Origin of the sequence: Streptomyces brasiliensis, assembly GCF_014647875.1 — a bacterium.
Taxonomy (GTDB): Bacteria; Actinomycetota; Actinomycetes; order Streptomycetales; family Streptomycetaceae; genus Streptomyces; species Streptomyces brasiliensis.
Window position 1 is genome coordinate 1 of the sequence record NZ_BMQA01000001.1, and the last position, 11,820, is coordinate 11,820.

At 70.6% G+C, this 11,820-nt stretch carries 6 protein-coding genes; 4 read left to right on the forward strand and 2 right to left on the reverse strand.

The features are described from left to right. Positions 1-209: 209 nt before the first annotated feature. Positions 210-1,733 (reverse strand): PucR family transcriptional regulator, encoded by a 1,524-nt coding sequence (locus tag IEZ19_RS00005; RefSeq protein ID WP_189308853.1) that lies wholly within the window; start codon positions 1,731-1,733, stop codon positions 210-212. 283 nt (positions 1,734-2,016) lie between these two features. After that, the gene (gene gabT / locus IEZ19_RS00010; protein ID WP_189308854.1) at positions 2,017-3,393 is read right to left on the reverse strand and encodes a 4-aminobutyrate--2-oxoglutarate transaminase; all 1,377 of its coding nucleotides are present in this window, start codon (positions 3,391-3,393) and stop codon (positions 2,017-2,019) included. A gap of 215 nt (positions 3,394-3,608) precedes the next feature. Here gabT and IEZ19_RS00015 point away from each other — a divergent pair, with 215 nt between their 5' ends. The 4 genes from IEZ19_RS00015 to IEZ19_RS00030 all read left to right on the forward strand — a co-directional run bounded on the left by IEZ19_RS00015 (position 3,609) and on the right by IEZ19_RS00030 (position 11,497). Continuing rightward, on the forward strand, positions 3,609-5,117 hold the full coding sequence (locus IEZ19_RS00015) for an aldehyde dehydrogenase family protein (protein WP_189308855.1): 1,509 nt from the start codon (positions 3,609-3,611) through the stop codon (positions 5,115-5,117). A 77-nt stretch (positions 5,118-5,194) separates the two neighbouring features. Then, a complete protein-coding gene (locus IEZ19_RS00020) occupies positions 5,195-6,268 on the forward strand; it encodes a CaiB/BaiF CoA transferase family protein (RefSeq protein ID WP_373296896.1) in 1,074 nt (357 codons plus the stop codon). Positions 6,269-6,293: 25 nt separating this feature from the next. After that, positions 6,294-7,472, forward strand: a complete 1,179-nt coding sequence (locus IEZ19_RS00025) for an acyl-CoA dehydrogenase family protein (protein WP_189308857.1) — start codon at positions 6,294-6,296, stop codon at positions 7,470-7,472. 1,730 nt (positions 7,473-9,202) lie between these two features. Continuing rightward, on the forward strand, positions 9,203-11,497 hold the full coding sequence (locus tag IEZ19_RS00030; RefSeq protein ID WP_189308858.1) for a M4 family metallopeptidase: 2,295 nt from the start codon (positions 9,203-9,205) through the stop codon (positions 11,495-11,497). Positions 11,498-11,820 lie beyond the last annotated feature (323 nt).

Genomic DNA, 11,820 nt, shown 5'->3' on the forward strand with positions numbered 1-11,820 from the left:
CGGACTGGAACTGGCCGCCTGATCAACCGAATCCGCCAACAAAGTCCTGAAGGCCGGGGCATCCTCGGAGGAACCCGGTGAACCATTGCGCAAGCGCCCGGAGCGGACCACCGCACCCGGGCCTTCGCCTGTGCAGGGGCAACGGCACGGTTCCGGGTGACCGTCACGGCAGGCGTCCCCGCTGGTGTCCGTTCGGTCTCCGCTGGGTTTCAGCGATCGAGTTCCTGCCAGGCCGAAAAGGCCAGGAGGAGCTCGGCGCGTACATGTGCGGAGTCGAGGTCCACACCGAGCAGGGACTGGGCCCTTTCCATCCGGTTGCGCAGGGTGTGGCGGTGCACCCCCAGGGATGCGGAGGCGGCTTCCCATTGGCCGTTGTGCTCGAGGAATGCGCGCAGCGAGCCGAGCAGCTCCGTCGCGTTGGCGGCGTCGTGCGCGGCGAGTGGGGCCAGCCGGGTCCGGGCGATCGACGCCAGTACCGTGCGCGTTTCGGGCGTGGTCAGGAGGACGTGACCGGCGAGCGCCTCGAAGCGGATCACGTCCCGGCAGCTGCGTGCCTGCGCGGCCGACGCGGCGCTCAGCGCCTCGCGGAGGGCCGCCGGCCCGTCCGCCAGGTCGTGCGGGCTGCTGAGGCCGGCCCAGAGGCGGGTCCTCGGCCGGCTGTCCAGGCGGTCCATCACCGCCTGGGCCGTCATCGCGTGGCCGCCGGGGAGCAGCAGCACGGCGCATTCCTCGCGGACGGTGCCGAACAGCGGCAGGCCGCGCTCGCTCAATTGCTCGCCGGCGGCCTCGAGAGTGTGCCGGGGGCTGCCGCCCCGCAGGGCCAGGACACGCACCCCGTCACGGACGGGGAAGCCCGCCTCGGAGAGATGGCTGAGCGCTGCCGCAGCGGGGATCGACCCGTCGAGGAACATCCGGACGAACAGGCCGTTCACGCGGTTCTGCTCGTCGCGCAGCCTCAGCGGCTTCTCGGCCTCCAGGGCGACCAGTGACGCCGCGTGTCCCAGCAACAGGTGATCGACCGGTGTCAGTGCCCGGTCGGTGACCAGCACCAACCGCCCATGGACCCGCGGGCCCACCCGGACCTGCTGAACTGCCACCCCCGCGTCGGGGCCGCAGCTCACCGCCGCTGCCGCCTCGTCCGCCGCGCGCAAGTCTGCCAGCACGTCGGGGGCGGGCGCGGGGACGCCGGCCGGATGGGCGGCGCGCGTCCGGCCCTCGTGGTCGAGGAAGAGCACGGCGGTGCCCGTGGAGACCGCCAGTTCCCGGACCACGGCCTGCGCTCCGCCGTGCAGAGCGGCCCGGGTCATCCGCGGCTGGATGCGGGAGGCCTGGACGACGCCCTCGTACTGCTGCTCGGCGAGCCGTTGCATCACCGCCTTGGTGACGGCCGCGAACGGCGTGGGCAGCGGAACCTCCAGCAGCGGCAGACCGGCCGCCTCGGCGGCCGCCACGACATCGGCGGGCACCACGTCGTGGGACAGGCCGATGCCGAAGCCCAGCGCGGCCACTCCGGCGTCGGCCAAGCGCTGGACGTACTTCTGCTGAGCGTCGGCCTCGGCCGGGAGGCGCAGGCCGGTGGTGAGGAGCAGCTCGCCGCCGCTGATCCAGGGCACGGGGTCGGCGAGTTCGATGCTGTGCGCCCACAGCACCTCGCGGTCGAGCTGCTCGCGTGCTGCGAGCACGCGCAGGCGCAGCTCCGAACGCCCGAGCAGCCAGCGCAGCGGTACGCCCACCGCCGCATCACCACCTTCGAGCTTGACCTCTAAAACTGGAGGTCATCCTATTTCACCGATCCGAACTCGTCCCCGGTTGTGAGGCGAACCTCGCCCGTGGGCATGGGCTCGCCGCTTTCCGACCCTCACCGACGCCCGGAAACCGGGCGTCGGTGCGTCGGGCGGGCGATTCACCTGCCCGTGAAGGGCGGTCCGGAGCCGAATCCCGATCCGTGAGCTCATTCGGCGGTCGCACCTGGCCGTACCCCCTGCATGCCGAGCATGCGGTGAGCGGTGAGTACGGTCAGCCTGCGGAGGCGGTCTCCTTGGCGATGGCCTCGCCGAGCAGCGTGAGACCCTCGTCCAGCAGGGTGTCGGAGATCGACAGCGGCGGCAGGAACCGCAGGACGTTGCCGTAGCTGCCCGCCGTCAGCACGAGGAGCCCCTCCGCATGGCAGCGCCTGGCGATGCCGGCGGCCAGTTCGGGCGCGGGGACGCGGTCCCCGTGCGGCTGCACGAGTTCGATGGCGATCATCGCTCCCCGGCCGCGCACATCTCCCATGGCCGGGTGGACGCGGGCGAGTTCGGCGAGGCGCTGGTGCATGACGTCACCGATCGCTTGGGCCCGTTCGAGCAGGTCGTGGGTCTCAATCTCGTCGAAGACGCCGAGCGCGGCCTCGCAGGCCACCGGGTTGCCGCTGAAGGTGCCACCCAGGCCGCCGACGGGGGCGGCGTCCATCAGTTCCGCGCGACCGGTCACCGCGCCCAGAGGCAGGCCGCCCGCCAGGCCCTTTGCGGTGGTCACCAGGTCCGGCCGGATGCCCTCGTGCTCGCATGCGAACATCCGGCCGGTACGGGCGATGCCCGTCTGGACCTCGTCGGCGATCAGGAGGATGCCGCGGGCCCGGCAGATCTCGGCGACTTGGGTGAGGAAGCCCGGGGCGGGGACGATGAAGCCTCCTTCGCCCTGGATCGGCTCCACGAGCACCGCCGCGACGTTGTCCGCGCCGACCTGTCGGTCGAGCAGGTCCGCGAGGGCGGCTGCGGCCTCCTCCGCGCAGTGCTCGGGCCCGGTGGGCCAGCGGTACGGATACGCCATCGGGGCGCGGTGGACCTCCGGCGCGAACGGGCCGAAGCCGTGTTTGTAGGGCCGGTTCTTGGCGGTCAGGGTCATCGTCAGCAGTGTGCGGCCGTGGAAGGCGTGGTCGAAGACCACGACCGCTGGGCGCCCGGTGGCGGCCCGGGCGATCTTCACCGCGTTCTCCACCGCCTCGGCACCGGAGTTGACCAGGAGGGTTCGCTTCTCGCCGGGAACGGGCGCGAGCTCGTTCAGCCTCTGGCAGACATCGAGGTAGGAGGCGTAGGGGTTGACCAGGAAGCAGGTGTGGGTGAACCGCCGCAGCTGTGCGGCGGCGCGCTCGGCCACTGCCGTGGCCGAGTTGCCCACGGTCGTGACGGCTATGCCACTGCCGAAGTCGATGAAGGAGTTGCCGTCCGCGTCGACGATCACTCCCCCGCCGGCGGCCTCCACGAAGACGGGCAGGGTGGCACCGACCCCGGCGGGAACCAGGCCCCGCTGCCGGGCCAGCAGTTCGCGTGAGCGCGGACCGGGGATCTCGGTGACGATCCGACGGACCTGCTCGAGGCCGGGACCGCCGGCCGGTCGGGAATTACCGGGCATGGGACGTCCTCCGGGGGGTCGGGACTCGGGGACGCCGAGCCAACCACCGCTGTGCGCACCGCACCATCGACGGATCGGCGTGCATGGACGGCCCGCGACAGTCCATCTCGTCCAGTGCGCTCGAGGCGCGGCCCTCCTCACAATGGCGACCGCACCGATCCACCGCGCCCCGGGAGACGACGGCGGCGCGCAGGGACGTCCCGAAAGGAGTGAAGATGCGACCCACCGCAGGCGGTAGCGCGAGGGAGGCCGGAATGGCCCGGCGGGCCCGGACCCTTCGCCACCTCGTCGCAGGGCAGTGGCGGACCGGCGACGGCGAGGACATCGTCGATCTCAACCCGGCACGCCCTCGCGAAACCGTGGCCGTGGGACAGTTCGCCCAGGACCACGACCTCGACCAGGCGGTCGCGGCGGCACGGGACGCGTACCCTCGCTGGGCCGCCACGCCGCCGCAGGCCCGCGGCCGGATTCTCGACCGCGCCGCCGACTTCATCGACGCGCACGCCGACCAGTGGGGCGAGGAGCTCACCTGGGAAGAGGGCAAAACCCGTGCCGAGGGCATCGGCGAGGTACGCCGGGCTGCGGAGATCTTCCGCTACTACGCCGGGGAGGCGACCCGCCCGGTGGGTGAGGTGTTCGCCTCGCCCCGCCCCGGCGAACAGATCCATGTGGTCCACCGGCCTGTAGGCGCCGTCGCGGTCGTGACCCCTTTCAACTTCCCCATCGCGATCCCGGCCTGGAAGATCGCACCCGCGCTCAGCTACGGCAACACCGTCGTGTGGAAGCCCTCGGGCCTGGTGCCGCTGCTGGCCGTGCGCCTGGCCGAGGCACTGGTCGAGGCGGGGCTCCCGGACGGCGTCCTCTCCCTGCTCATCGGCAGCGGCAGCCTGGGCGGCCGGCTGGTCGAGCATCCGGGCGTCGACGCGGTCACCTTCACCGGCTCCACCGCGGTGGGACGCGGCTTGATCGCCGCCTGCGGGCGCCTGGCGCGGCCCGTCCAGACCGAGATGGGCGGCAAGAACGCGGCCGTCGTGCTCGCCGACGCCGACCTCGACCTCGCCGTGCAGGAGGTGCTCGCCGGGGCCTTCCGAGCCACCGGACAGAAGTGCACCGCCACCTCCCGGCTCATCGTGCAGGAACCCATCGCCGACGAGTTCCTCGCGCAGCTCATCGAACGGGCCACCGCCCTGCGCGTCGGCGATCCTCTGGACGACGCCACCGAGATGGGACCTGTCGTGTCGCTCCAGGCCCGCGACGAGATCCAGCACGCCGTGGACGGCGCAGCCGCCCGCGCCGGCGTCGACGTCCTCACCGGCGGCCGGCACTACGACGACGACAGGATGGGCGGGGCGTTCGTCCAGCCCACCGTGATCGAGTTGGCGGACGACGACCCGTTGTGGCGCGAGGAACTGTTCGGACCCGTCCTCGCCGTTCGCCGGGCCAAGGACACTCGTGAGGCGTTGGCGCTGGCCAACGACAGTGACTTCGGCCTCTCCGCGGCCGTCTTCACCGACGACCTGTGCGCCGTCACCGCCGCCATGGACCAGGTGGACGTCGGCGTACTGCACATCAACTCCGAGACCGCAGGCGCCGATCCGCACGTGCCGTTCGGCGGCGCCAAGCAGAGTGCCTACGGGCCGAAGGAACAGGGCCGCGCAGCGCGCGAGTTCTTCACCCGCACCACGACCGTGTACCTGCGCAGCTCCGGAGGGCCGACGCTGTGACCACGTCCCCGGAACTGCCGTTGAGCGGCGTACTCGTCGCCGACTTCGGACGCGTACTCGCCGCGCCCTACGCCACCATGCTCCTCGCCGACCTCGGCGCCGACGTCATCAAGGTCGAGCACCCCACCATGGGGGACGACACCCGCGCCTGGGGCCCGCCGCACGCGCACGGTGAGGCCACCTACTTCCTCTCCGTCAATCGGAACAAGCGCTCTGTCGCCCTCGACCTGCGCGACGACGCCGACCGGCGCCGCGCCGTCGAACTGGCTCGCCGGGCCGATGTGCTCTTCGAGAACTTCCGCCCCGGGACCATGCCGAAGTACGGGCTCGGCTACGACGAGGTCCGTGCCGCCAACCCAAAGATCGTCTACTGCTCGATCACGGGATTCGGTGCGGGGCGCGGAGCCGACCTACCCGGATACGACCTGCTGATCCAGGCCGTCGGCGGGCTCATGAGCGTCACCGGCCCCGCCCCCGGACAGCCGGTGAAGACCGGCGTGGCCCTGGTGGACGTCCTCACGGGCCTGCACGCGGCGATCGGTGTGCTCGCCGCGCTGCGCCACCGGGAGGTGAGCGGCGAGGGACAGCACATCGAGGTCAATCTGCTCTCGACCTTGCTGTCCAGCCTGGTCAATCAGGCCGCCGGGTACACACTCGCCGGTCAGGTACCAGGCATCCTGGGCAACCGGCATCCGTCCATCGCACCGTACGAGGTCTTCCAGGCCAAGGACCGGCCGCTCGTCATCGCGGTCGGGAACGACCGCCAGTTCGCGGCGCTCTGTCGCGGCATCGGAGCGCCGCAGTTGGCCGAAGACCCGCGCTTCGCCACCAACGGCGATCGCGTTGCCCACATCGACGAACTGACCCGGGAACTCGCGGGGCTGCTCGCCACCCGCACCGCGGCCGAATGGTTCGAGCACCTCACGCCCCTGGGCGTCCCCTGCGGCCCCGTCAACGACCTCGCCCAGGCGTTCGACCTTGCCGACCGCCTCGGCCTCGCGCCGCGGGCCGTGATCCACAGCGACGAGGGCCCTCCCACGGATCTCGTCGCCAACCCCATCTCCCTGTCCCGCACCCCGCCTCGATACGAGCGGCGCCCGCCCCGGCTGGGCGAGCACACCACCGAGATCGCGGACTGGCTGGACTCCTGACCCCACTTCCCCGAAGGAGCACACAATGAGCGGCGCCAAGCCGATGAAGGACCCCCTCGACCTGCTCGACCTCTCCTCCGCCCTCTCCGACGAGGAACGCGAGATACAGACCACCGTCGCCAAGTTCCTCGCCGACCGGGTGCGCCCGCACATCGGCGAGTGGTTCGAGAACGCGCACTTCGCCCGCGAGCTCGCTCCCGAACTCGGCAAGCTCGGGCTTCTCGGCATGCATCTGGAGGGCTACGGCTGCGCCGGTACCAACGCCGTCAGCTACGGGCTGGCCTGTCTGGAACTGGAGGCCGCCGACTCCGGGTTCCGCAGCTTCGTCTCGGTGCAGGGCTCGCTGTCGATGTACTCGATCTGGAAGTGGGGCTCCGAGGAGCAGAAGCAGGAGTGGCTGCCGCGGCTCGCCGCGGGTGAAGCCATCGGCTGCTTCGGTCTGACCGAGCCGGACTTCGGCAGCGATCCGGCGGGCATGCGCACCCGGGCCGTACGCGACGGTGGCGACTGGGTTATCAACGGCTCGAAGATGTGGATCACCAACGGCGGCATCGCCGACGTCGCCACCGTCTGGGCGCAGACCGAGGACGGCGTGCGCGGCTTCCTCGTGCCGCGCGGCACCCCCGGCTTCACCACCCAGAACATCAAACAGAAGATGTCGCTGCGCGCCTCGATCACCTCGGAGCTGTACTTCGACAACGTGCGGTTGCCCGAGTCGGCGCGCCTGCCGCACGCCCAGGGTCTGCGCGGGCCGCTGTCCTGCCTGAACGAGGCCCGGTTCGGGATTCTCTTCGGAGCGGTCGGCGCCGGCCGCGACTGCCTCCAGACGGCCCTCGAGTACGCCGACTCCCGCGTCCAGTTCGACAAGCCGATCAGTGCCTTCCAGCTGACCCAGAAGAAGCTCGCGGACATGAGCGTCACCCTCGGCAGCGCAGCTCTGCTCGCCCTGCACCTGGGCAGGCTCAAGGACCAGGGTCGTATCCGTCCCGAACAGATCAGCGTCGGCAAGCTCAACAACGTCCGTGAGGCCCTGGCCATTGCCCGCGAGTGCCGGACCGTCCTCGGCGCCAACGGCATCTCCCTCGAGTACTCGCCGCTGCGCCATGCCAACAACCTGGAGTCCGTCCTCACGTACGAGGGCACCAGCGAGATCCACACGCTCGTGGTCGGACAGGCACTCACCGGCCAGGCCGCCTACCGCTGACGCTCGCTTCCCCTCTGCCGAAGGGCCCATGACACCTTCGACAGCCGGTCGCTCCTCCCCTGCCGCCCGCGCGTCCTCAGCCGGCATTCCCCGCCCCGGCGTCGCCGGAGCGGGCCGCACGGGCGGCGCCATCAGGAAAGGTCAACGCGCGAACAGGCCCGGCCGTGCTCGGGGTCGGTGAGTTCATGGTGAGGTATCCCAGGCACCGTGATCCGCCGCCTGATGATCTTTGAAAGAGAGCCCTGGTGGATTCTCTCGGTTCGGGCTTGGTCTCGGCGTGTCCGGTGGTCCGGTCGTCAGCGCATGATCAGGCGGTCGGCTGCCACCACGTCGCCTGCTCGAGGTCTTCGACAAGGCCGGGGTGACACGGCTGCCGGCCCAGGCCCGTGACCGACAGGGGTGGCGGCGGTGAGGTTCGCTCAGCCGCGTGCATTTCGGCCCCGGCGCACCGGGACCGGCCGCCACCCGTCACCCGCACTCCGTGGCTCAGCGGTGTGGAGTCCGGCAGCTTGTGCGGACGCTCGCCCGAAGGCGTGCCCGCCCGCACCGGCCGGGCTCCGGCCGCGCCGCCAGGTGCCGCGACCTCCGACAATGCCGCGCAGGGTCTGTCCTGCAGGCCGCCGCCCGCATCACCGCGGCGGCCGCTGCCTACGCCCGCGGATCACTGCCACCTGGCCCTGGTGCGGATCACTGCCACCTGGCCCTGGTGATGAGAACCGACCGGCGCTAATCGCCCGCCTGCTCGCCCGCCCTGCCCCGCCCAGCCACCTGACCACCAGCGCTGTCCCCGCCCACCCACGACCGAGGGTCGGGGGGACGGAATGTGGTACCGGTCCTTGTGGCCCGCCAGCTGGGTACGGGCCGCGGTTGCGGCCGGCACGGACGCGTCCACCGCGTCGGCCAACCCCTCCACCAGAAAGGGAGCTTCGGTCGCCGGTTGCGCTGCGTCCCCGCCCACAACCTAGCGGCTCGGCCGCAGCCGCATGTGTGGGAGAGCTCACACCGGCGGCCAGGAGGACCGTCACAGCGAGCGGGGCGACCGGAGCGGCGTGGCCGGGACTGCGAACAAGCCGTCGTCGTACGTGTGATGGCAGGAACGAGTGCCTCCGACCGCCCAGCGCGGCACGGGCCCGGTAGTGGGACCTCAGATATGCGGCGCACCCGCGGGCGGGATGATCACGTCGTGGCCGGACTGGTCAGGATGTCGAACCGTCCCGGAAACACACCCCGTTCACCAGGCTGAGCCAACGTCGGCCGGCCGGGCATGGCGTTGCGGCGCGAAGGGGGGCGGACCCGGTCGGCCAAGGCCGGCCGTGGCGTCTGCCGCTGGAGGGACGGGTGCTGTTGATCGCCGCCTCCTGGCGGGCCGACTTCACGCCGCGGCAGCCGTCTCCGCTGCTCGGGGTGTCCACGCAGATCGCCGGGGCCGCTGGAGCAGCCGACACGTTTCCGCCCGGAATGTCCTGGCCGAGAGCGCAGGTTTCACAGCTGCGCAACTGCACGTATTCCCCTCCGACTTCTCTTGTCATGGTGCACGTGTGGAAGCGAAGGTTCAGGGCGAGCCGCGGGCGCGCTGACCAACAGTTACGGAACAGCCGGTCAGTCACGTCGTGCGCGGCTGTGGACATCGACAGACGGCCGTACGGAAGGACCCGGGATTGAATTCCTCCAGTAACAGGGCTGCGTTCTCACAGGGTTCGCACCGCCCCCGACGGCGCCTGGCAGCGACCGTGGTGATCACGGCCGCAGCACTCGCGTTCTCCGCACTGCCCGCCTCGGCCGGCGCCGCCTCCACTTCCGACGCATCCGGGGGCACCCGGAAGACGGAAGCGCTCCCAAAGATCAAGGCCACAGCCAGACCAGGAGCCGCCACCGTGCAGCTGTCGCCCGGGCAGCGCCGGAAGCTGCTCGACCAGGCGGCCAACGCGGCGCCGGACACCGCCCGTTCGCTGGGTCTGGGCCCTCAGGAAAAGCTGATTCCCAAGGACGTGATCAAGGACGCCGACGGAACGGTCCACACCCGCTACGAACGGACCTATGCCGGACTGCCTGTGCTCGGCGGTGACCTGGTGGTCCATCAGCACGATGGGTCCCACACCGTCACCTACGCCTCCAAGGCGAAGCTGACCCTGCCGACGGCCAAGGCCAAGGTCTCGGCGGACGACGCGAAGAAGTCGGCCCTGAGCAAGGCCGCGGCCAAGGGCACCCGCAAGGGGGACGCGCGCACCGCCCCCCGCCAGGTCGTCTGGATGATGAACGACAAGCCCCAGCTGGCCTGGGAGACGGTTGTCACCGGCGTACAGCAGGACGGGTCCCCCAGCGAACGCCACGTCGTGACCGACGCCGCGGGCGGCGCCACCCTGGAGAACTCCGAACACGTGGAGTCCGCCCAGGGCAACAGCCTCTACAGCGGGCAGGTCACGATCGGCTCCACCCGCCAGGACGACGGCACGTACGCCCTGATCGACCCGCAGCACGGTGGTCACCGGACGCTCGACTCGAGCGTCAACTCCAACGGGGTCCTGTTCACCAATAATGACGACGTCTGGGGCGACGGAACGGCGGCGAACCCCCAGACCGCGGCGGTGGACGCGGCCTACGGCGCGCAGACGACGTGGGACTTCTACCACGACAGCTTCGGCCGCAACGGCATAGCCGACGACGGCCGCGGCAGTTCCTCCCGAGTCCACTACGAATCCGTGAAAGGGGTCCCCCTCGCCAACGCCAACTGGCAGGACGGCTGCTTCTGCATGAGCTACGGCGACGGCGCGGACGGACAGCACCCGGTGACGTCCCTGGACATCGCCGCGCACGAGATGACGCACGGAGTCACCTCCGCCACGGCCGGGCTGGGCAACAACGGCGAATCGCCGGGCCTCAACGAGGCGATCAGCGACATGATGGCCGCCGCCGTCGAGTTCTACGCCGACAACCCCAACGACGTGCCCGACTACACGATGGCCGAGTTGGACGACCTGCACGGCGACGGCAAGCCCATCCGCTACATGGACCTTCCCTCCAAGGCCGGCATCAGCTCCGTCGGCTACGCGCCCCTGGACTACTGGACGCCAGAGGCGAAGTGGGACGAAGCGCATATGGTGGCCGGGGTGGGTGACCACTTCTTCTACCTGCTTGCCGAGGGCAGCGGGCAGAAGACCATCAACGGCGTGGACTACGACAGCCCCACGTACGACGGGCTCCCGGTGGCGGGCATCGGTCTGGCCGACGCCGCCGACGTGGTGTACCGCGCGCTCACCGTCTACATGACCAGCACCACCGACTACGCGGGTGCCCGGACCGCGACGCTCCAGGCCGCCACCGATCTCTACGGTTCGGACAGCGACGCCTACGAGGCCGTGGCCAACTCCTGGGCGGCCGTCAACGTCGGGATACGTTTCGTCAATCACATCGCCGTGGAGGCGCCGCCGACCGAGCCGGTGGCGGTCGGCCAGCCGGTCAGCCGTCAGATCACCGCGTCCAGCAGCCGTCCCGGCGCGCTGACCTACTCGGCCAAGTCGCTGCCCAGTGGCCTGTCGATCGACCACACCACCGGCCTGATCACCGGTACGCCCGACAAGGCCGGTGACTACAGCTCGGTCATCGTCATCACGGACGCGGCCGGGGACATCCGGAGCCTCTCGTTCACCTGGACCGCTCTTGAATCCGGCGGACACTTCTTCGTCAACCCCACCACGTATGTGATCCCCAAGTGGGGCGTGGTCGAGTCCCCGCTGGTCTACCGGGGGAAGCCGGGCAACGCCCCCAGTGACCTCAAGGTCACGGTCGACCTCGACCACCAGTTCAGCAATGCCATGGTGATCGATCTGATCGCCCCCGACGGCACCGTCATCCACGTCAAGCCCTGGGGACCCTGGGTGATCACGCCCGAGCTGCACGAGACCTACACGGTCGACGCCTCGGCGGTCACGACGGTCGGCACCTGGAAGCTGCGCGTCACCGACGCCACCCCGGGCATCTTCAGCCTGGACCCGGGCCATCTCCAGCGCTGGAGCCTGACGTTCTGAGGCTCCGGCCCAACGGGTCGTAACTCGCGTCCGGCCCGGTAGGGAGCGCAACGGCCACCGCTTGGTCACCAGGGGCTTAGCCCCCGGAAATCATGCGGTGGCCGTGAGCCTTGACGTAGGACGGCGCATCATCAACGAGCCTTCGGACGACCACTCGAAGGCGGATCACGACTGCGGACGCGGCCATCGCGGCCGCCGAGAAGCCCTGCTCCGTCCACGGCGTCGACCTGCAGAAGCGCACTCCTAGACGTCCCTGTGCCGAGGGCAGAAGCGGCCATGGGCGCCAAGGAAATCGACAAGGTCACGCGTAACGGCAAGGGAAC

Excerpts from the sequence above, each read along its gene's own strand:
- IEZ19_RS00015 (WP_189308855.1), top strand. The coding sequence starts at position 3,609 with ATGCGACCCACCGCAGGCGGTAGCGCGAGGGAGGCCGGAATGGCCCGG.
- IEZ19_RS00020 (WP_373296896.1), top strand. The coding sequence starts at position 5,195 with ATGCTCCTCGCCGACCTCGGCGCCGACGTCATCAAGGTCGAGCACCCC.
- gabT (WP_189308854.1), bottom strand. The coding sequence starts at position 3,393 with ATGCCCGGTAATTCCCGACCGGCCGGCGGTCCCGGCCTCGAGCAGGTC.
- IEZ19_RS00025 (WP_189308857.1), top strand. The coding sequence starts at position 6,294 with ATGAGCGGCGCCAAGCCGATGAAGGACCCCCTCGACCTGCTCGACCTC.